The sequence below is a fragment of the Flavobacterium petrolei genome, from assembly GCF_003314435.2.
Classification (GTDB): Bacteria; Bacteroidota; Bacteroidia; order Flavobacteriales; family Flavobacteriaceae; genus Flavobacterium; species Flavobacterium petrolei.
The window spans coordinates 934,827-955,503 of record NZ_QNVY02000001.1; the positions used below are offsets into that span (position 1 = coordinate 934,827).

19 protein-coding genes are annotated in these 20,677 nt (G+C 32.5%); 6 read left to right on the top strand and 13 right to left on the bottom strand.

The genetic code is table 11. From position 1 onward, the window contains the following. Positions 1-113 precede the first annotated feature (113 nt). Positions 114-344 (top strand): DUF6341 family protein, encoded by a 231-nt coding sequence (locus DR871_RS04125; protein ID WP_113664732.1) that lies wholly within the window; start codon positions 114-116, stop codon positions 342-344. A gap of 31 nt (positions 345-375) precedes the next feature. Here DR871_RS04125 and purD read toward each other — a convergent pair whose 3' ends face one another. Continuing rightward, the gene (purD, locus tag DR871_RS04130; RefSeq protein WP_113664731.1) at positions 376-1,650 is read right to left on the bottom strand and encodes a phosphoribosylamine--glycine ligase; all 1,275 of its coding nucleotides are present in this window, start codon (positions 1,648-1,650) and stop codon (positions 376-378) included. Between the two features lie 132 nt (positions 1,651-1,782). Here purD and DR871_RS04135 point away from each other — a divergent pair, with 132 nt between their 5' ends. From DR871_RS04135 to DR871_RS04145, 3 genes are read left to right on the top strand one after another with little or no spacing between them, the layout of a single operon-like run. Then, positions 1,783-3,096 carry a phenylacetate--CoA ligase family protein gene (locus DR871_RS04135; RefSeq protein WP_113664730.1) on the top strand — a complete coding sequence of 438 codons (1,314 nt, stop codon included), beginning with the start codon at positions 1,783-1,785 and terminating at the stop codon, positions 3,094-3,096. Between the two features lie 4 nt (positions 3,097-3,100). Continuing rightward, on the top strand, positions 3,101-4,189 hold the full coding sequence (gene wecB, locus DR871_RS04140; protein WP_207209794.1) for a non-hydrolyzing UDP-N-acetylglucosamine 2-epimerase: 1,089 nt from the start codon (positions 3,101-3,103) through the stop codon (positions 4,187-4,189). After that, complete coding sequence (locus tag DR871_RS04145) at positions 4,189-5,373, top strand: glycosyltransferase family 4 protein (RefSeq protein ID WP_113664728.1); 1,185 nt, start codon at positions 4,189-4,191, stop codon at positions 5,371-5,373. Before wecB ends, DR871_RS04145 begins: the two co-directional genes overlap by 1 nt. On the opposite strand, the gene DR871_RS04150 is transcribed toward DR871_RS04145, so the two are convergent. The 4 genes from DR871_RS04150 to DR871_RS04165 all read right to left on the bottom strand — a co-directional run bounded on the left by DR871_RS04150 (position 5,370) and on the right by DR871_RS04165 (position 10,186). Continuing rightward, positions 5,370-6,722: an exopolysaccharide biosynthesis polyprenyl glycosylphosphotransferase gene (locus DR871_RS04150; RefSeq protein WP_113664727.1), complete on the bottom strand. Its 1,353-nt coding sequence runs from the start codon at positions 6,720-6,722 to the stop codon at positions 5,370-5,372. The genes DR871_RS04145 and DR871_RS04150 overlap by 4 nt on opposite strands. Before the next feature lie 113 nt (positions 6,723-6,835). Further along, entirely contained in the window at positions 6,836-7,819 is a 984-nt protein-coding gene (locus tag DR871_RS04155) for a UDP-glucuronic acid decarboxylase family protein (RefSeq protein ID WP_113664726.1), read from the bottom strand. Further along, complete coding sequence (locus DR871_RS04160) at positions 7,816-9,138, bottom strand: O-antigen ligase family protein (RefSeq protein WP_113664725.1); 1,323 nt, start codon at positions 9,136-9,138, stop codon at positions 7,816-7,818. The genes DR871_RS04155 and DR871_RS04160 overlap by 4 nt, the downstream gene beginning before the upstream one ends. Beyond that, positions 9,098-10,186, bottom strand: a complete 1,089-nt coding sequence (locus DR871_RS04165) for a DUF1972 domain-containing protein (protein ID WP_113664724.1) — start codon at positions 10,184-10,186, stop codon at positions 9,098-9,100. The genes DR871_RS04160 and DR871_RS04165 overlap by 41 nt, the downstream gene beginning before the upstream one ends. A 150-nt stretch (positions 10,187-10,336) precedes the next feature. Between DR871_RS04165 and DR871_RS04170 the strand changes: the two genes are divergently transcribed. Next, complete coding sequence (locus DR871_RS04170) at positions 10,337-11,113, top strand: 2OG-Fe(II) oxygenase (RefSeq protein WP_113664723.1); 777 nt, start codon at positions 10,337-10,339, stop codon at positions 11,111-11,113. Here DR871_RS04170 and DR871_RS04175 read toward each other — a convergent pair. The 8 genes from DR871_RS04175 to DR871_RS04210 form a co-directional block, all read right to left on the bottom strand. Further along, a complete protein-coding gene (locus tag DR871_RS04175) occupies positions 11,107-12,240 on the bottom strand; it encodes a glycosyltransferase family 4 protein (RefSeq protein WP_113664722.1) in 1,134 nt (377 codons plus the stop codon). The genes DR871_RS04170 and DR871_RS04175 overlap by 7 nt on opposite strands. Then, positions 12,230-13,495, bottom strand: a complete 1,266-nt coding sequence (locus DR871_RS04180) for a hypothetical protein (protein ID WP_165355303.1) — start codon at positions 13,493-13,495, stop codon at positions 12,230-12,232. Before DR871_RS04180 ends, DR871_RS04175 begins: the two co-directional genes overlap by 11 nt. After that, on the bottom strand, positions 13,495-14,763 hold the full coding sequence (locus DR871_RS04185) for an oligosaccharide flippase family protein (protein WP_113664720.1): 1,269 nt from the start codon (positions 14,761-14,763) through the stop codon (positions 13,495-13,497). The genes DR871_RS04180 and DR871_RS04185 overlap by 1 nt, the downstream gene beginning before the upstream one ends. 134 nt (positions 14,764-14,897) lie before the next feature. Continuing rightward, the gene (locus tag DR871_RS04190; protein WP_113664719.1) at positions 14,898-15,446 is read right to left on the bottom strand and encodes a hypothetical protein; all 549 of its coding nucleotides are present in this window, start codon (positions 15,444-15,446) and stop codon (positions 14,898-14,900) included. Positions 15,447-15,551: 105 nt separating this feature from the next. Continuing rightward, complete coding sequence (locus DR871_RS04195) at positions 15,552-16,541, bottom strand: hypothetical protein (RefSeq protein WP_113664718.1); 990 nt, start codon at positions 16,539-16,541, stop codon at positions 15,552-15,554. Between the two features lie 9 nt (positions 16,542-16,550). Continuing rightward, positions 16,551-18,230: a DUF6909 family protein gene (locus DR871_RS04200; protein ID WP_113664717.1), complete on the bottom strand. Its 1,680-nt coding sequence runs from the start codon at positions 18,228-18,230 to the stop codon at positions 16,551-16,553. A 36-nt stretch (positions 18,231-18,266) separates the two neighbouring features. Further along, entirely contained in the window at positions 18,267-19,754 is a 1,488-nt protein-coding gene (locus tag DR871_RS04205) for a GH3 family domain-containing protein (RefSeq protein ID WP_113664716.1), read from the bottom strand. A 38-nt stretch (positions 19,755-19,792) separates the two neighbouring features. Beyond that, on the bottom strand, positions 19,793-20,290 hold the full coding sequence (locus DR871_RS04210) for a peptidase (protein WP_113664715.1): 498 nt from the start codon (positions 20,288-20,290) through the stop codon (positions 19,793-19,795). A gap of 212 nt (positions 20,291-20,502) precedes the next feature. Here DR871_RS04210 and tatA point away from each other — a divergent pair, with 212 nt between their 5' ends. Next, positions 20,503-20,676 (top strand): twin-arginine translocase TatA/TatE family subunit, encoded by a 174-nt coding sequence (gene tatA, locus DR871_RS04215; protein ID WP_066075957.1) that lies wholly within the window; start codon positions 20,503-20,505, stop codon positions 20,674-20,676. Position 20,677 lies beyond the last annotated feature (1 nt).

Genomic DNA, 20,677 nt, shown 5'->3' on the forward strand with positions numbered 1-20,677 from the left:
GTGGTTGTAAATATAGTACTTGTTTAAAAAGGAAACTCTCCAAGTTCAAAAAAGATACTCTTTTTTAAGATTCCAAGTTCCTTAAGACAATTAATAAATTAATCTTATACATTATGAAATCATTTTTCGAAGGAATAGAATACTTATTTGTAAATATTTTATTTGCTCCTCTAGACTTTTTACGTTCATTAGAGCTGTCATCTTGGTTTGCGGCTAATACAATCAATTGGATTTTCATGATTATTTGCGCTTCGGCAATGGTATACTGGATTAAACAATTGAAAATTTTTGAAGACGCTGGAACTGAGAAGCAAGATACTACCGCTCACTCTTTCTTAAAATAAGAATTAAAAAAAAGTGAACGATAATTGGAAACTATTTTAAGTCGTTTCCAATATCTTTTCTAAAATACATCTTATCAAAATGTAGTTTATCTATGTTTTGGTAAGATTTTTTTATGGCCTCTTCGAAATCATTTCCATACGAAGTTACGGTTAAAACCCTTCCGCCATTAGAAACAACATTTCCATTTTCTAATTTTGTTCCTGCGTGAAAAACAATAGAATCCTCAATAGTTTCTAATCCTGAAATTACTTTTCCTTTTTCAAAATCTTCTGGATATCCCCCAGAAACAACCATAATGGTAGTCGCACTTCTTTCGTCAATTTCCAGATTGATTTCGTCCAGTTTTTCATTGGCTACAGCCAAAAATAATTCCACTAAATCCGTTTTCAATCTTGGTATAACCACTTCGGTTTCCGGATCACCCATTCTCACATTGTATTCAATTACGATTGGCTCGTTTTTCACATTAATCAATCCAATGAAAACAAATCCTTTGTACGGAATTCCGTCTTTTTGAAAACCATCAATTGTAGGTTTTACAATGCGTGTTTCAATTTTTTCCATCAAAACAGCATCAACATAAGGAACTGGAGAAACTGCTCCCATTCCGCCTGTATTTAAACCTGTATCACCTTCGCCAATACGTTTGTAATCTTTAGCCGTTGGCAATATTTTATAATTTTTTCCATCCGTAAGAACAAAACAGCTTAATTCTATTCCGTCCAGGAACTCTTCGATAACCACTTTAGAACTGGCGTCACCAAATTTTTGATGCACCAACATGTTTCTTAATTCTTCTTTGGCTTCTGCCAAATCCTGAATAATTAACACCCCTTTTCCTGCGGCTAAACCATCAGCTTTCAAAACATACGGCGGTTGCAATGTTTCCAGAAACTCACATCCTTTTTCTACTGTTTCAATAGTAAAACTATCGTAAGCAGCGGTTGGAATGTTATGTTTGATTAAAAATTCTTTAGCAAATTCTTTACTTCCTTCTAGTTGCGCACCCATTTTTGAAGGACCGATAACAGGAATATGACTTAATGCGGCATCGTTCAGAAAGAAATCATAAATCCCTTTTACTAAAGGATCTTCTGGTCCTACGACAACCATTGCTACTTTTTCCTGGATAACAAACGTTTTTATAGCTTCAAAATCAGTTGGACTGATAGCAACATTAGTAGCTATAGAAGCCGTTCCTGCATTTCCCGGAGCTACAAAAAGTGTGTCACAAAGCGGACTTTGAATCATTTTCCATGCAAAAGCATGTTCTCTTCCGCCCGAACCTAGTAGTAAAATTGTCATGTGTAGTTGTGTTTAGTTGTGGTGCAAAAATAATTGCTTTTGAACTTAAAAAATAATTAAATTTCAAAAAGTTGTTGGTTCTCCATCATTAGTTGTTGGTAAATATTATTTTTGATGGAATATACCTTTAAAATGTTTCGACTATTCGACTTATCGCTACAAATAAATGGCTTCCCAATGAAGGAAGCTAAAGCCGAATTGCGGAAAATTGTAGCCTTTTCTGAAAAAGAACATGAAGTTTTCGTTGAAAACAAAAAAGTGGAAATTGTCGATTTTCATTTGCAAAACAATCCTTTTTACAAAGATTTAGTCGGTATTACAACTTTTACAAACTGGGAAGATTTACCCGTTTTAAATAAGAAAAATTTACAAAAACCATTATTGGAAAGGCTTTCAGAAGGCTATTCCGCTAAAAACAGTTACGTCAATAAAACGTCTGGTTCCAGCGGGACTCCTTTTATTTTTGCCAAAGATAAATACTGTCATGCGTTGACTTGGGCTTCAAACATATTCCGTTTTGGTTGGTATGGGATCGATTTTAATACTTCCTACCAAGCGCGTTTTTATGGTATTCCAATGGATTTTATTGGAAACAAAAAAGAACGGTTAAAGGATTTTTTGAGCCATCGATTTCGGTTCTCTATTTTCGATTTGTCGGATGAAGTTTTAGAAGGTTTTTTGAATCATTTTCGAACTAAAAAATTCGATTACATCAATGGTTACACGAGTTCCATTGTTTTATTTGCTAAATTTTTACAAAAGAGAAACATCGTATTAACCACAATTTGTCCTACTTTGAAAGTATGTATGGTAACTTCTGAAATGCTTTTTGAAGAAGACAAACTACTTTTTGAAAAACAGTTTGGCATTCCTATTGTCAATGAATACGGCACTTCGGAATTGGATTTGATTGCTTTTCAAAATAAGGCAGGGGAATGGCAAGTCAATTCGGAAACGCTGTTTGTGGAAATTTTGGACGAAAATAATAAAGCAGTTCCAAATGGTACTTCTGGCCGAATCGTCATAACTTCTTTGTTCAATAAAGCACATCCGTTCATACGATATGACATTGGTGATATTGGAATTCTGGATGAAAAAAGCACGTTACAAAAACCGATTCTCAAAAAATTAATAGGCCGGACCAATGATGTTGCCATTTTACCCAGCGGGAAAAAATCACCTGGACTTACCTTTTATTATGTGACAAAAAGCATCATCGAAGACGACGGAAACGTGAAAGAATTTGTGATAAAACAAACCAAAATAGATACTTTTGAAATTGAATATGTGGGCGAAACCGAATTAAATTTGGCACAAATTGAAAAAATTGAAAAAGCGATAACACTTTATTTAGAAAATGATTTGGTGTTCATTTTCCATAAAAAAGAAAAATTAGAACGAAACAAAAGCGGAAAATTAAAACAATTTGTTTCATTTGTAAAATAACATTATGAAAATCACAATAGTTGCTGGTGCAAGACCCAATTTTATAAAAATCGCCCCCATTATCAAAGCGATAGAGAAAAAACAAGCCGAAGGTGCGAAAATATCCTATCGATTGGTGCATACTGGACAACATTATGACAAAAACCTCAGCGATACATTTTTTGAAGAATTAAATATTCCTGAGCCGAATGTAAATTTAGAGGTGAAAAGCGGCTCACAATCAGTACAAACTGCTGCAATAATGGTTGCTTTTGAACCAGAATTACTGCAAAATCCATGTGATTTAGTTTTGGTGGTTGGCGATGTCAACTCGACTATGGCCTGTGCGATTGTTGCAAAAAAATTAAATATCAAAGTAATTCATGTAGAGGCTGGTATACGCTCAGGTGATATGACAATGCCCGAGGAAATCAATCGAATTGTTACGGATAGTATAACCGATTATTTTTTTACAACCTCAATTTGGGCAGGAGAAAATTTATTGAAATATGGGGCAGATTCTTCTAATATTCATTTTATTGGAAATGTAATGATAGACACTTTGTATCAAAACCTAGATCGCATTTCAGCACCAATTTTTTGGAATGAATTCAGTTTAGAAACCAAGAATTACATCATTTTGACTTTACACCGTCCTTCGAATGTAGATGAAGAGCAATCATTGATTCAACTTTTGCAAGGAATTGATAAAATGGTTGGTGATAAAAAAGTGATTTTCACTATTCATCCGAGAACAAAAGCGATTTTAGGTGAAACTAATTTGAACTTAAAAAACATCGTATTTGTTGAACCACAAGGGTATTTGAATTTTATGTTTTTGATTAAAAACAGTTTTGCTGTCATTACAGATTCTGGTGGAATTTCAGAAGAAACTACGGTTTTAGGAATTCCCTGTTTTACCATGCGAAACAATACTGAAAGACCTGAAACGGAAACCATAGGCACGAATACTTTAGTTGGCACATCGATTTATAATCTAAATAAAATGTTTGGAGAATTTCTTCAAAATGGTCCTCGAAAAGCAGGAATTCCTGAACTTTGGGACGGTAACGCTTCTGAACGAATAATTGATATTTTACTTTCAAAAAAATAATGGAAGAAATCCTCATCATATCAAATTATTATCCGCCTGAGAAAGGTGCTGCTGCAAATAGAATCGAGCAGCTGGCTTTGAAATTATATCAAAATAATTATACAGTGTCTGTAATTTGTCCTTTAGGTAATTATCCCAAAGGCGAACTGTTTCCGGAATACAAAGGCAAGTTTTTTGTTACTGAAAATCTACAAAATATTCTTGTAAAACGTCTTTGGATTTATCCAAGCAACAGTAAAAATATAATCAAAAGACTGCTATCGGTTTTATCCTTTTCTTTGGGCTTATTTCTTTACTTATTGTTTCAAAAAACACCACAAAAAGTAGTGGTGCAATCCCCGCCGTTACTGCTTTCGTTTATTTCAGTTTTTGTTCTTTCACTGAAGCGAAAAAAAATTATTCTGAATGTTTCTGATTTATGGCCATTGGCTGCCATTGAATTAAATGCTTTAAAAGCCAATTCATTTTCACATCGTGTATCTTTATTTTTAGAACGTTTTATCTACAAAAAAGCAAGTTTAATTTTAGGCCAATCCAACGAAATTATTACTCATCTACAATCCATTTCCCCTGAAAAAAAATGTTTTTTATATCGCAATTTTCCGGACCATAAAACGGTTGAAATGGATTTGGAAACCCGAGAAAACGAACCTGTTAAAATATTCTATGCCGGTCTTTTTGGTGTGGCGCAAGGAGTCTTAGAAATGTGTCAAAAAATCAATTTAGAGGGCTTAAATATCGAGTTACACCTATTTGGTGATGGTGCTGAAAAAAAACAAATAGAAGCGCTGATTCATTCCAGAGCAGATAAGAAAGTTTTCTTTTATGGAATGTTAGAACGTAAAGCTTTACACGAAAAAATAAAATCGTTTGATATCACAATAGTTCCTTTGAAGAACAGAATTTATGGTTCTGTTCCTTCTAAAATTTTTGAGTATGGCGCATTGGGATTTCCAGTTTTATACTTTGGTGGTGGTGAAGGTGAAACCATAACTGAAAAGCATAATTTAGGCTGGGTAGCCAAAGTAGGAAACTATGATGATTTGAACGAGAAACTGCAAACCATTTCAAATATTCAAAAAGCAGAATTGGATTTAATGAAAAAACGAATTTTTAATGACGTTCAAACTTCGTTTAATCTTAATACACAAATAGAAGATTTAATTCGACAAAATGTTTTCTAGTAGGCTTTTTCTTCTCCTTTAAAAATATTGATAACCGTTTGGAAAATTATTTTTAAATCTAAAATTAAAGACCAATTTTCCATGTAGAAAATATCATATTTTACTCTGTTAATAATGTCCTCATCCGCCTCTACCTCGCCCCTAAAACCTTTTGTTTGCGCTAGTCCTGTTATGCCTGGTTTTATAAAATGGCGCACCATAAATTTATCTACTGTAAGTGCATACATTCTAGTATGACTTACCATATGGGGTCTAGGTCCTACAACAGACATTTCGCCCATTAAAACATTGAAAAATTGTGGCAATTCATCAATACTTGTTTTTCTTATAAAACGACCTATTGTAGTAACTCTATTATCGTTTTTTGATACTTGATTCAAGTGGGCTTCATCATTAAGTTCCATAGATCTAAACTTGTAACAAAAGAATTCTTTGTAATTTAGTCCATTTCTTTTTTGGATAAAAAATAAAGGCCCTTTTGACTCAAATTTGATAAATACAGCTAGTATGGGAGTTAACCATGAGAGCACTCCTAAAATAATTAGTAATGAAAAAACAATATCAAAAACGCGCTTAATCACCTTGTTTAAGGTGTCATCAAGTAAAATATTACGTAGTGATATTACAGGAATATAATTGTAATATTCAAAAGTAAAATTGTGAGAAAGAATTTGCTTTTCACTAGGAATAAACTTCAAAGTCTTTAAATTATTATCTGCAAAAAAAACAATCTCATTAATTTGGTTTTGATTTAAGTCACTCATAGAACAATACAATTCATCTATTTGATGCTCCAGTACATAATCAAAACTTTCCTCGAGGGCTCTAGATTTATTATTTTCTAATTCAAAAACACGCTCTAGTTTGTACCCATAATCTGGATTCTCTGTAAAAAATTGTTGTAAAGGATCCGTACTTTTTACATTGCCTATCAGAATTACTTTTCTAAAGTTTCCACCATATAATAACCTGTATTTTTTTAAAAAATAATAAATAGACAGTTTAACAATTAAAATAATTAATAAAGATAGCATAGTAAAATACCCAATACTTTGAAAACTTGAATTATAGGATTCATAAAACGCTAAGGCAAGACAAAAAAGAGTAAATAATGTGCCTTGTTTTAAGGCGCAGTTTAATATAGAAATAACTTTAGTATACCTGTAAACTTCATAAAAACCTAAGTTAGCAGCAATCACAAACCAGCTAATACTTATGAAAACAAAATAAAAAGGTGTTTTCACAGGAAAATCAGTCATATACAATAATAAGACATTGATTACTAACAAATCAATGGCAAATGAAAATGGACGAATATAACCAGAATATCTTCCTGTTTTTGTTTTCACAGTATTACAAATTAAAATGGCCTGTAATCATACTTGTATGGGTACGTTTTAAAAATACGAAATATTCTTTTAAGCCATTCTATTTGCGTGTAGAATGAAAGGATACCACATCTTTAAAAAATATATTTAGAAAAATCCTTGTGCTCCTCTTTGGACAGTTCTTCCTTAGATAAAGATTTAAAATATTCATACGTGATTTTCATTCCTTCGGCACGGCCAACTTTGGCTTCCCAACCTAGTAACTCTTTAGCTTTTGTGATATCTGGTTGTCGTTGTAATGGATCGTTTATTGGTAAAGGGTGATACACTACTTTTTGATTGGTTCCAGTAAGTTTGATGATTTCTTCTGCAAAATCCTTGATGGTTATTTCATCCGGGTTTCCGATGTTAACTGGATATACATAATCAGAGTGCAACAACCTAAAAATTCCCTCAACTTGGTCATCTACATAACAAAAAGATCGGGTTTGTGATCCATCTCCAAAAATAGTTAAGTCCTCACCTCGAATAGCTTGACCAATAAAAGCTGGAATAACGCGGCCATCATTGAGTCTCATTCTAGGTCCGTACGTATTAAAAATTCTAACAATCCTAGTTTCTACACCATGAAAAGTATGATAGGCCATAGTTATAGATTCTTGAAAACGTTTGGCTTCGTCATAAACGCCTCTTGGTCCGATGGTATTTACATTTCCATAATATTCCTCGGTTTGTGGATGAACCAATGGATCTCCATACACTTCAGAAGTTGATGCAATAAGGATTCTGGCTTTTTTAACCCTGGCTAAACCCAATAAATTATGGGTGCCAAGTGAGCCTACTTTAAGTGTTTGAATAGGAATTTTAAGATAATCAATAGGACTTGCTGGCGAAGCAAAATGTAAAATGTAGTCTAAATCCCCTGGGACATGCACGAACTTGGTGATGTCATGATGGTAAAATTCAAACTGCTCTAGTTTGAAAAGATGCTCAATGTTTTTTAAATCTCCCGTAATGAGATTGTCCATCCCAATAACATAGTAACCTTCTTTTATGAAACGGTCACAAAGATGTGATCCTAAAAATCCTGCGGCTCCGGTGATAAGTATTCTTTTCATTGCAATAAGTTCTGTTCTTTATTCTGATTTACCTTGTTTAACAGACAGTAAATAACAATAAAAAAAATTATTCCTCTTTGTCTACTCAAAAAGGATTCGGTCAAAAATAACACTATCATTGTTACCGAAAAAGCGATATGCACAAAATCTTTATTTCTAATTCCGTTTCTAATGGAGATAAACAACATACTAACCAGAATTAAAAAACCAAAAAAACCAAGTTCAGAAAACAGTTGAACATATTCATTGTGGAAATTATACACACCATAACTCTCATGTAAATGGTATTCTTTAACTTTTTCTTGAATTTTAGTTTGAGCTGCGTCTAACCCGAATCCCGTGAAAAAAATGCTTTCTTCTTGAAGCATTTCTATAAAAATCCTCGTTTGATAAACTCGAAAAGCAGCCCCTGGAAAAAAATCATTCTTCTGAAACTGGTCTTGGTTCCAAGCTTGTTTTAAACTAATGCTGTAGACAGAATTTTTAGTTGCCTCAGATCCTTCTTTTAAGGAGCCATCAACCAGTACCGTTTGAAACTCAATTATAAACCGGTCTCTAATGGGTTTTATTGATGCTATAAAAGTTGTTATAATCAAAAGAATGGCTACAAATATTACTGTTTTTATTTTTCTAGAAAACGCAGAAAAAAAGAAAAGATACACCACGACCAAAATAAAATCACAAATTATAATATTTTTTGAAGACAATAAAAACACAAAAACAACTAGAGTTAATAATGCTAATTGATCAGAAATTGTTTTGTTTTTTTGGACCAAAAAATAGAACATCCCAAAAGAGGCAAACCCCGAAACATAGATTGCATTGAGGCTAGCGGTAACCAATTCATGGTAAAAAAACACACTGGCATCTCCTGAATTTATAAATTTAAACACTGCTTTAGCTAAACAAAACAAGGCAAAAAATACCATTGAATAACTGAAAATTTTAAAAACCCGATTTTTGAGGTCTTGGTTTAAATTTGGTAAAAAACAAAAAGCAATGGGCATTAATAAAACCAATATTTCTTTTTGTAGTCCAGCGGTTGTGGTGCGCATGTCAATAGTCCATAATAAGGAAAGCATCATCAATACATAGAGGATTATGGGAAGTATTTCAACTTTTGAAATTGAAAAATTAGCTTTTTTAGCCTTAGAAAAACAAACCAGTAAAAAAATAATACAAGTCATGCTTCCGATGTTGTGTTTCAGCGGAAGCGTAATGAGCATTGCAGCTAAAAGATAAACCAAAACTGTTTGATTTTGCCACAATTCTTCAATTTTATTGAAGGCTTTTTTTGAATAAGGTAAGGTAAGATTCATTTATTTTGTTCCAATTAAATTCCTGAATTATCGTCCTAAAGTTATCTTGAACAATTTGTTCGTGACGGTTCTTATGGACTGTTTCTCTTAGTTTTTGAACCTCTTTAGCATTCGAAAAATAAAAAGCGTTCTCTTTTAAAATGGCTTGATTAAATTCATTTTTATGCGCCACAAGCAATGCTTTTGCAGCCATTGCCTCAAGCAAAGATGGATTAGTACCACCCACGGAATGACCATGAAAATAAAGCGATGAAAAAAACCTAAGATTATCTAAATGTTCTTTGTTATAAACTCCACCTATAAAACGTATTCTAGGATTGTCTTTAAACTTTTGTTTTAAATAATTACCAAAACTATTGTTGCTATTACCCACAACAACTATCGGTCTATCATTTTGTGAAGCAGCAACTCCTTCCAGAATCATTTCTATATTGTTTTCAGGTTCAAACCGAGCTATCAATAAGTCATAGGCATTACTATCTAAGTTGTAGGGTAAAAGCAACTCCTCATTTGGGTTCAAGAATGGTGCTGCGCCATACGCTATATATGAAGACTCTTTGTTGTACTTTTCTTTAAGATATTTTTGTATTCCTAGGGAATCTGCTATTAAAAAATCACTGCTTTTTACAGCTCTCTTCTCTGCAAATTGCAAAAATCTTTGGGTTTTATTAGAATATTTAGTTCTCTTCCACTCCAGCCCATCCATATTTGTAATAATAACAGCTTTTTTTGGCAAAAGAAAAGACCAAATGGAATTACTGGTGTACCCTAATTGCAGAATAATATCAAATTTTCTTTTCCTGGAGTCAAGAATACAATTCAAATCATAGAAAAACTGCCCTGCCGTACCTATTTTATGTTCTGGATTGTACTTGTGAATAATATGAGCTCCTTGAAACATTTTTCCTTTAAAAATGTGATCGTGAGTATTGTAAACATAAATTTCGTGATTTTGCTGGGCGAGATAAACTGCAAAAATTTCGGCAAATTGCTCAAAACCACCATAATTGTTAGGAATTCCTCTAGTACCGAGAATTGCAATTTTCATTTCATTATTTTTAATCAATTTCCAAAAATACTGATTTTAAAAGTTTTAAACACTCAAATACTGGAATTGAAGGTGAAAATTTAAATCTAATCTAATTAAATCGATATATTAATAGTTATTTTTGTTTAAAATTACCTTACAAAGCTGTTTATGATCAATTTTGAAAATTTAGAACATAATTTAGAGCAACTACGCTTAGCGTATCTAACCGCTAAACCGTTTCCGCACTTAATAATTGATCAATTTTGTGAAGAGGAAAAACTAATAAAAGCTTATGGTAGCATTCCAGAACTTCATAATAAAAGTCGGGATTATGCATTTGCAAATAATAAATTTGAAAAATCAAATTATAAAGTATTAAGCCCTGAATTGCATGAACTGTATGACGACTTATCCTCTGAAAGGTTCAATAAAATATTATCCTATATCACATCAAAATCCATTTTTGTTGATCCAAAAAATCACGGTGGAGGCTTGCATCAAGGAAAGAAAAACAGCTTTTTAGACATGCATCTGGACTTTAATTACCATCCCATTCACAACAACTGGTACCGTGAATTAAACCTGTTATTATACCTCAACAAAGACTGGAAAAAAGAGCACAAGGGTGAATTAAAAATAAAAGATCTAAGAACTGGAGAAGAAGCTGAGCTGGATGTTCCCTTTAATCGTTTTGTTATTCAGCAATGTGCACCTTACACGCTGCATGGATATGATTTAACAAATTTTCCTGAAGGGCATTTTAGAACATCAATTGCAACATATGCATATCAAAATCATATCTGCCAAATTGAAAAACAAAGAACAACCGACTGGTTTCCTAAAGATGATGCCTCCTTTTTAAAGAAACAATTTGCTAAGAATTATAATTTTTTAGTCAAAACAAAAAATAAATTATTTGGTAGTGGCACCGCAAAAAATCAATAAAATCTGGATTGATTTGTATGCTGTTTTAGGAGTTCATAAACAACTGTTGCAGTGTGTTCCCAGTTGTAAATTTCTTTAATGGAATGCGCCATTTTTTCAAATTCTGTGGTTGTATTGTTTTCAAGAATATAAAGCAATTTCTGATTGAATTCCTTCTGCTTGGAGGGATCAAAATAAAATTCCCTAAAAAAAATAAAATCAGACATAGCCGTTTTATCAGAACAGATTGTAGGGATTTTTGCTGCCACTGATTCTAATGGAGGAATACCAAACCCCTCAGCAAATGATGGATAAACAGATGCATTTGCTCCTCTTAATAGCAACAACATCGTTTGAAAATCAGTGTTTTTAATGGTTGTTATTTTATTTTTTACCTCAAGAGTTAATCCATCAAATATTTCCTGATACTCCGGATTAAAAATGCTTTCGTTACCTAAAAAAAGAAGTTGGTGTTTTTTATACAATTCCAAGTCTACAAAAGCTTTCAACACCATTTGATGATTTTTTCTGGGTTCCCACCGGCTTACATAAATTATGTAATCGTTCAATGAAAATTCATTTGCAACTCGAACTTTGACTTGCTCCTTAGTATAGGTTTCAAAAAAAGCACCGTCAACTGCATTTGGCGTTACTACATAATCTGAAAGTCCAAAATGTTGCTGTAATTTTTGTTTAGAATATTCAGATACCGTGAGTTTAATATCTGCCCATTTAGCGCTTTGTTGGTATAAAATGGTATTGATAAATCTACTAAAAAACGAAAAATATTTTGGAAAATCAATAAACAATACATCATGCGTTGTCACGATATATTTGCATCTTTTTATGGGTGACACCGTGTATTGAAAATGCGCAAAGTCAATTTTGTTTTTTTTAATAATATTAGGAATATCAATAAGAAGTCTCAAGTATTTATTTTGGAACTGGTATTGCACGTACGTCACGTTAGGGTGATTTCCAAAAATAGTTTGTAAGGATTTTGGATTATTGGAACCCAAAAAGAAATGTAGATCTTGATACTGCATCAATGCCGTGTAAAGACCTTGAATATACGTTCTAGTCCCTTGAAAACCGCTATCAAAAACATGACAGTCAACAAAGATGTTGGTTGTGTTTTTAATATTCATTTAAACTGCTTTTTTGACTTTTACACTCTCTTAACATGACTTCTCTTAATGCAATTAAAAATCCTATTATAATTGATTTGTTATCTAATTTTAAATACAAACCTAAAAAAACCCAATTAGATACGATCAAAAAAACACTGGAACCCAATAATAAATAATTTATAGCTTGTACGGCCTCAATATTAGATTTCTTTTGTCTGTACAAATGAATCAAGAAAACTAGTAGCAAAATAACTCCCAGTAGCCCCGATTTTAAGAAAACAGTCATGTACCCGTTATGAACAATCGGTATGTATTGAACGTACTCATTGTCATTTGTTAATATTTTTCGACCAATATTTAATGTTGACCCCAACCCTTCCCCAAACAATATTGCACGAGTACCCTTGTTTGAAACTTGTTTTACAGTAATAATATTTTCAAAAGACCGGTAATTATCATTAAAATCTTTCCAGTCATCCTTATTAATTCGTGTTTTAAAGGCCTCTTCGGGAGCAATTTTTATTTTGTATAAAAAAGCTTCAATCCCCTTGCCTTCTCGTTTTGGATTTAAGTAAACAATGGCTGTGTAGCCTACAATTGTGAATAAAAGTACAGACAAAATAACTTTTAAAGATTTGTGACTGTACACTAAATATCCTTTTAGACCCATATATAAAATGATAAACTGAATCAAATTCGTTCTGGCTAGATATAAAAAACTAGACAAACCTATCACAAGTAATAAAACCGTTCTTTGTTTCTTTGAAATTTCGATTTTTAAATTTTTATAAAAAATAAGGACAATTAAAACATAGATTTCATAATCACTAAAATAACCGCCCTGCTGCCTCAAAAAATTAACACTTAGCGTTCTAAATTGGATTATGGTGAAAAATAAGGTCACCAAATGTAGTATTGAAATAGCTAGACCTGTATAGATAAAAACCTTTAATGCTAACTTACTGCTAAACCTACAAAGCTGATAGCCCACTAGTAATCCTAAAATAGGTTTTATAAGGTATGTAAAGTCTCTAATAAATAAAAAAAGAGTCGTTTTACTAGAGAAGGTAGAGACAGTTGCAACTAAAAGTATAGCTAGGAAGATCGAGCAATATTTTACTATGGTAACAGAATATTTTCTTTTTATGGTAACCAATAAAGTTAAAAACCATACTGTAAAAGTAAGTTCATAGTTTGCAAACAACGAAACTCCTATGCATAATAAGAATAAAATTTGGTACGGGAAACTTTTATAAATTGTAAAATTCATCATTATTTTTTCAATCTAATTAGTGGTTTCAAAACAATACAATATAAAACAATCACTACTATTTCAATGAAAATCGTGGCTAAAAAAGCGCCTTGAAGTCCCACATTTTTAATAAATATAAAAAAAACAAGCATGCTAAAAACAGATGATCCAATGGTTATGTTTATATATTCTTTATTTTTATCCAAAGCAAAAAGCAATTGTTTTAAAGCAATGGAAACAGCCATAAACAATGGAATTATCAAACCTGTTTTAAAAAAAACATTCATCTGAACCAATTCATCTGAACCAATATTAAAAAACAATAAAATAGGCTTAGTACACACAAATGCAACAATTACTAACAATACCACTACCGCATAATTAAGACCGTAATACCGCAACCAATGTGTAATGCCATGTTTAAGATTTTTATGTATTTGCAAACAAACATCAGCATAAATAAAATTAAAGAACATTTGTAAATAAGTCCTAAAAATCATTACAATTTGATCTATAATTCTATACTGTCCTGCCATTACATTTCCTCCCAGATAACTAATAATCATTATGGGAAGATATTGATAAAAAGACAAAAATAACTGGGATATTGTTAAAGAAAACTCTTGCCTCAATAACACTAAAGCATCTTTAGAAACAGTAGAATAAAACCGTAAATTGTATTTTTTTATCAAATAAAGTAAGCCTATGCTGCTAGAGACAATTAATCCGAGACCCAAATAAGCGTTGACATACTTGTAATCGTCCTTAGTATTGATAAAAGTAAATACACCCACTACATAAATTAGTTTGGATACAATATTAATAAATGAAATCCATTTGTAATTTTCTAATCCTTGAAAAACCCAGGTAGGGTTAATAACTTGGCCCAATACATACGACAAACTAAAAAAGAAAACCATTTGTTCCTGGTTAAAAAAAGGAACAAACCAAATCAAAAAAAAAGCAGCAAAAAGTAAAATGACAAGCAAAAAAAATTTCATTACATAGATCGAAACTATTTTTTGATTGATAACTTCAAGGTTGTTTCTAGTAATTGCAATAGCTTTGGTCCCATTGATATAAGAACCATAATCTACCAAAACATTAAATATTAAAGCAAAGGAAAAACCAACGCCAATTTTTCCTAGCCCTTCTTTTTCGCAAATCGCTACCAAATAAGGCATGACCACAAGCGGACTAATCAAATTTACAATTTGACCAATTCCATAAATAGTACCGTTTTTAATTCTACTATTTTTCAATACCTGTAGACCTATTGATTTAAACAAGATGATGTGATTTATTACAAATATAATATATGGAGTGTAATTCTTGTTTCAAATTCATTTTTAAACCAAACCTACGCTTCATTAATCCAAAAAAAAGAGCCACAAACTGTGACTCCATATAACTTTAAAATCGGTTATTTAATAAGCAATTGAATCTGATCATAAAGTGCTTTTTCTGAATAAAATAATGGATCGTATCTTCCGTCTTCAGACTGAATATTTTGAACAACTGATTTGTTTTTTTCCAAAATTTTAACGCAATCATTTGGAATAAAATAGTCGAAGAACAAGGAGTCTTTAGCTTCAAAAATTTTGCTAAAATAATTCATTTTAAAGTTTTGAATACTGATCTCTTTTTGCTTCTCATTGGTTCCAAAATCAATTCTTATGTAATTTGGAATTACATCTTGGGGCAGGATAAAAACAATATCTTGGGGCTTATCACTAGCTTTTACAGCAACCCAAACCGAATTGTCTTCTTGATAAGGAGCTTCGTAGTCATCTTGACTATAATACATCTGAAAATTATCATCTTCCCTAACTGTGGCAGTCAAGGTGATTTTAAAGCTGTTTTTATTCGTTTCAACCTCAGCGGGATTTACTACTGTTTTGATCTCTTCTTTTTTACAAGAACTAAATACTATTGATAAAATCAAGCATGCAAAAAATATTTTTTTTTTCATTTTTTTAAAGTTTTTGGCATTGTTGCTTTTTAAAACCTTTACAAAATACCAGCTATTTAACTATTAATTTACTCTTTTAAATAATCCATTACCTCCATAAAAACACTATTTGCTTTCGTTTGCAATTAATGATTGCTTTTTATAAAATACTATGAAAGAATGGACTAAAACATAAAGTATAATAAATAATAATGGCAGTGCTATCTTTCTGTTTCCATGAAGCAAACCTGTTTTTTTTATGTTTGTCGTTGTGCTAATGTCTTTTATAATCTTATCACTTCCTAAGAGATTGATTTGGTGTATTCCTTGTTCTACAACCAATTGATCTTTTGTTTTAATAATATCATTGAGCTGAGTATTTTCATTGTAATACACTAACTTATCACTTTTTTGAGAAGCATTTGCAGCAGTTGAAAAAGAACCTAATACATTGTTTATTTGAGAGATAATTGTGTCATTTTGCTTCATTTTGACCTCAATATTCTTTAAACTTGCCACTTGAATTTTTTTATAATGATCGGATTCATTAAGAAAACGTAAAAGTGGCTCAGTCATTTCTTTATCAACAACTGCGCGATCTGTTACAAAAGAAATGGTGTGGTAAGAGTAGTTTTTACTAGTCACATTATCCTCAATAATTTTTTTGATATCGCCATTGTCTGCCATTAACTTGATTAACTCAAAATTTTCTGGTGTATTTCTAATAAAATTGTATACATCAGCAATGGGCTTGATTTGTATTTTATTTAAACGTTTGGGTCGCAAAATCCCAACAACATTTTTCAAGAATACAGTATCTCTTGATTTAATTTTTGATTCAATCAAATCAACTTTTGAGTACAAATAATCAACACTACCAAAATTAGGCTGAACAATAATTAAATTGTCATAACTTTTTTGTGTCTTGTCTAAATAAAAACCCAAACCAAATCCAACAAGAACCAGAACAGAAACTAGTATTGCATTGCGAATAAAAAACTGAATTCCTTTAAAAATTGAGGAGGCAATCCCATCAAAAAAACTTCCTATTTTTTTTGAAACGTGATTCAAATCAATTTCTTGATCCTCTTGGTTATTGGGTTGGTTAGTGTTCATCCTATCTTTTTATTTTACGTTGAAAATTTGTTCCAATATCTTAATCGTAATCAAATAGGTAGGTTTTACACCTGTTGTTCCCAATCCTCCTGAAGCTAATGTGCTTCCGGTTTCCAAAGGATTATCCGATGCATAATACGCATATCTAACCTTCACATCATGAGGAACACTTTTTCTGATTTTAGAAGCGGATTGAATCGCTTTTTGGTAATAAGAACCTTCCATTTCCAATCCTATAATTCCCCAAGTCGACTCATGGAAAAACTTCAATAAATCTCGGTTTTGCAGTGAAGTTCCCAAAACGGTAACCATTGGTCCGGCAAAAACAGCAATGTCATTTCCTTCAAACATATCAGCAGTCAATTCATTTTCGAAAAAATAATTATCCGCCGTTCCTTCATTGATGTGCGCATTTGGAATCATGATATCTCCTTTTCCACCTTCCAGAATTCCAGCTTTTCCCATGATAGAAACTGATTCCACATTCAATAAAATGTCTTTTTTAAACGGTTTCAACAGCTCATCAATGGTTTCATACGCTTGTTCTCCAAACGCATAATCCATAACAATCAATACTGGTTCTTTGTCACCGATATTTGCTTTAGGAAAAGATGTTTTTGCCCAATCAATTTTTGCGGTATCAAAAATCTGTACGTCGATATTTGTTCCTGATGTATCCGGCAACGAAATCATTCCGCATTTCAACGCAACTTCTTCCACTTGGTTTCGAACCGCATTGGCACCGGACTTACTCAATTCTTCATAAATAAAGAAATCAGATTTGTCTTTGAACTTGGTTTTCAAAACTTCCGTTGCAAAAATAGAATTCATCACACTGTGCATGTTCGCACTGATTACGTGAATTGGACGGTCTAAAAGTTGGTTTTCTTTCAAAACCTCCTTAATGTTAGTAGCCCAAATTTCGCCGTGGATATGGTGTCCCAATCGTTCTCTCAAAATAGGACTGAAAGTGATTGTTCGCTTATTATCATCTACAATTTCTTCGATGGCAAGTTTCCCCAACCAAAAGATAACATGCAAGAAACGATCTGGCGCAGCAGCTGAACCAAAAGCGTCATAAATATCCAATACTTCTTCAAATGTTCTTCCCAGAATATTGGCAGCGTGCGAAATAGCTTTCTCTTTTTCTACCAAAGTCAGTTTCTTCTTTTGAGAAACCGCTTGTTCCAGTTTGAACCAATCGCGGGAAACCTCACCAGCATCATCCAGTAAAACTCTGTTTCTAATTTTGTGTGATTCAATAAATATAAAGGTCAAATGCGTCAGAATATCATAAATATCCGAACGTCCTCTTGTAATCTCCACATTCATTTGCTCCTCATCGATACGGTAACAATTACGACGTCTTTTTGGCGGTACAATCGCCTGAAAATGCGATTTAGAATACCCTTCATCGGATGTTAAATTGATAAATCGACATTCTTCAATTCCTACCGGAAGACGTTCAATTACATATAAAAGTCCGTTCAATTCTACTTTTTCTTCAGCAATATTTCCATAAATTTCTGGTCGCAATGCTAATAATGCTTCGCGCAAGGTATCGCCTGAAATTCCCATAGGTTTGTAAAATCCCCTGTTAAAAAGGTGACGCATCGTGATGTACATTTTTTCAATTGCTGCCGATGATTCTTGCGCTCTGGAGCGAGATATATTTTTTGTTTCTTTCATTTTCTACTTATTTTCTAACCTTCAAAGGTAAGACATTTATTTACTTTTTAACAAATCCACTATATTTCTATCATTCGAAAGTCTAGGGATTTTATTTTGACCGCCCAGTTTTCCAATCGATTTCATATAGTCCTGAAAACCGTTTTTAACCACTTTGGTAACTACCACTTTTTGCAACACTTTGCCCACAATCAAATCATCATAATACATGTTTTGTTTTCGCATGGCATTGTCTAACGCTTCCGCAAAAGATACGCTGTCTTCCGGTTCGTTTTCAAATTCAATAAACCATTCGTGATACGGTAATCCTGCTGCGGGATTGATTTGCGGCGCCACCGTAAATTCATTGATTCGGATTGTAGTTCCAATAATTGCTTCCTGTAGCGCACTTTCCACTTCTTTCCCAATTACATGTTCTCCAAAAGCCGAAATATAATGCTTGATTCTTCCCGAGACAATTATTCGGTACGGTTTTAAACTGGTAAACTGAACCGTATCGCCAATATTATAGCCCCAAAGTCCCGCATTGGTAGAAATTATCAAAACATAATTCACTCCCAATTCCACTTCGCCAATCGTATATCGTTTTGGATTTTGACTATAAAATTCATCCGATTTTATAAATTCATAAAAAATTCCAGAGTTCAAAAGCAGTAACATTCCTTTTTCCTTTTGCGAATCCTGATATGCAAAAAATCCTTCCGAAGCCGGAAATAACTCAATACTATCTACTTTTCGTCCAATAAGATTTTCAAATTTGGCGCGATACGGTTCATAATTGACGCCGCCATAAATAAACAAATTGAAATTTTTGAAGATTTCTCCCACCGGCTTGCCTCCCTTTTGATGCAATTTTTCAAAATACATTTGCACCCAAGATGGAATCCCGGAAATTACAGCCATATTTTCGTTATAAGTTTCCTCGACAATCGCATTTACTTTGGTTTCCCAATCCTCGATACAGTTGGTCTCCCAAGAAGGCATTCTGTTTTTTTGAAGGTATTTTGGAACAAAATGCGCCACAATTCCAGACAATCGCCCTAATTTAACGCCATTTTTTTCTTCTAAAATGGGACTTCCTTGTAAGAAAATCATTTTCCCGTCAACAAAATCAGCTTTTCCAGTTTCATGAATATAATGCAGAATCGCATTGCGAGCAGCCTCAATATGATACGGCATCGATTCCTTAGTTAGCGGAATATATTTGGCTCCGGAAGTCGTTCCGGAAGTCTTGGCAAAATAGAGCGGTTTTCCTTTCCATAGGACGTTTTCCTCCCCTTTTACCACCTTATCCACATACGGTTTTAACGCTTCATAATCACGAACTGGAACTTGTTTGGCAAAATCCTTCTCATTTTTTATTTGGTCAAAATGATGGTCGATACCAAATTGTGTTTGCTTCGCATCTTTGATTAATTTTTGTAAAACCTTCTTTTGAGTTTCAACAGGATTATTGGCCCAAAGTTGTGTTTTCTTGTATATTTTTTGTGCAAATATTTTGGCTGCAATTGATTTTATTGACATTTTTATTTTTGTTCTTTAAAAGATAAAAGTCTGTTTTTTTACTCTTTTTTTGATTTTTTAGAAAGCGAATTTTTCTCTTCTTTTGCTACTTGTTCCCGCAATTCCAGTTCCTGTTTGGAGGGAGATAAATCAACTGGTGTACTAATTTCATCTGCTGCTTCCAATATCGAGTCTTTATTGAATTTTGCATATTCTAATTCTCCTGTCAACACTTTCTGAATAGATTTGATATACGCTTCATTTCTCTTCAAAGCTTTTGACAAAGAATCTGATTTTAAAGCCAGTTCCATGGCCTCTTTCTTTAATTTTGAAGAAGAATAGCCCGGTATAAATTCTCGTAAAGGAGTGAAAGCAATAATAAAAGTGGTAACAAATGTAATAATTATTGCTCCTAAAGTTGCTACCACAAAAACGTTCATTAAAGTAAGTTTCAACGAAAAAGTTTCTTCAAAAGTATCTTCGTTTAGTATGATTAAACGTCGTTTATTGAATAGTTTTTCTTTGATTTTTTTTCGTTTTTGTCTTTTCTTGGACATATAAATTGATTATTGAACAAATATAACAATTAATGTCGTTGCTTGTATTGCCTTGTTTTTCTTGATTATTGCAAACCACAATTAATTTTTAATAAATTTTTAACGCAGTTGAAACCAAATAAATGCGTCAAAATGAATTTCCGTAAACTAATTCTATATACCTTTGCTTTCAAGTTTATTACAAATTTGCTTCGGCAATAAATTATTCTATCATGGGAAGATTAGGTGTTACAGAAATCCTCGTTATATTAGCGATTGTTTTATTACTTTTTGGTGGTAAAAAAATCCCGGAACTTATGAAAGGTTTAGGAAGCGGAATCAAAGAATTCAAAAACGCAGCCAAAGACGGTCAGCCAGCTGATAAAAAAGAAGAAGAAACAAAATAAA

Excerpts from the sequence above, each read along its gene's own strand:
- DR871_RS04125 (WP_113664732.1), top strand. The coding sequence starts at position 114 with ATGAAATCATTTTTCGAAGGAATAGAATACTTATTTGTAAATATTTTA.
- purD (WP_113664731.1), bottom strand. The coding sequence starts at position 1,650 with ATGACAATTTTACTACTAGGTTCGGGCGGAAGAGAACATGCTTTTGCA.
- DR871_RS04135 (WP_113664730.1), top strand. The coding sequence starts at position 1,783 with ATGTTTCGACTATTCGACTTATCGCTACAAATAAATGGCTTCCCAATG.
- wecB (WP_207209794.1), top strand. The coding sequence starts at position 3,101 with ATGAAAATCACAATAGTTGCTGGTGCAAGACCCAATTTTATAAAAATC.
- DR871_RS04145 (WP_113664728.1), top strand. The coding sequence starts at position 4,189 with ATGGAAGAAATCCTCATCATATCAAATTATTATCCGCCTGAGAAAGGT.
- DR871_RS04155 (WP_113664726.1), bottom strand. The coding sequence starts at position 7,819 with ATGAAAAGAATACTTATCACCGGAGCCGCAGGATTTTTAGGATCACAT.
- DR871_RS04160 (WP_113664725.1), bottom strand. The coding sequence starts at position 9,138 with ATGAATCTTACCTTACCTTATTCAAAAAAAGCCTTCAATAAAATTGAA.
- DR871_RS04165 (WP_113664724.1), bottom strand. The coding sequence starts at position 10,186 with ATGAAAATTGCAATTCTCGGTACTAGAGGAATTCCTAACAATTATGGT.
- DR871_RS04170 (WP_113664723.1), top strand. The coding sequence starts at position 10,337 with ATGATCAATTTTGAAAATTTAGAACATAATTTAGAGCAACTACGCTTA.
- DR871_RS04175 (WP_113664722.1), bottom strand. The coding sequence starts at position 12,240 with ATGAATATTAAAAACACAACCAACATCTTTGTTGACTGTCATGTTTTT.
- DR871_RS04180 (WP_165355303.1), bottom strand. The coding sequence starts at position 13,495 with ATGATGAATTTTACAATTTATAAAAGTTTCCCGTACCAAATTTTATTC.
- DR871_RS04190 (WP_113664719.1), bottom strand. The coding sequence starts at position 15,446 with ATGAAAAAAAAAATATTTTTTGCATGCTTGATTTTATCAATAGTATTT.
- DR871_RS04195 (WP_113664718.1), bottom strand. The coding sequence starts at position 16,541 with ATGAACACTAACCAACCCAATAACCAAGAGGATCAAGAAATTGATTTG.
- DR871_RS04200 (WP_113664717.1), bottom strand. The coding sequence starts at position 18,230 with ATGAAAGAAACAAAAAATATATCTCGCTCCAGAGCGCAAGAATCATCG.
- DR871_RS04205 (WP_113664716.1), bottom strand. The coding sequence starts at position 19,754 with ATGTCAATAAAATCAATTGCAGCCAAAATATTTGCACAAAAAATATAC.
- DR871_RS04210 (WP_113664715.1), bottom strand. The coding sequence starts at position 20,290 with ATGTCCAAGAAAAGACAAAAACGAAAAAAAATCAAAGAAAAACTATTC.
- tatA (WP_066075957.1), top strand. The coding sequence starts at position 20,503 with ATGGGAAGATTAGGTGTTACAGAAATCCTCGTTATATTAGCGATTGTT.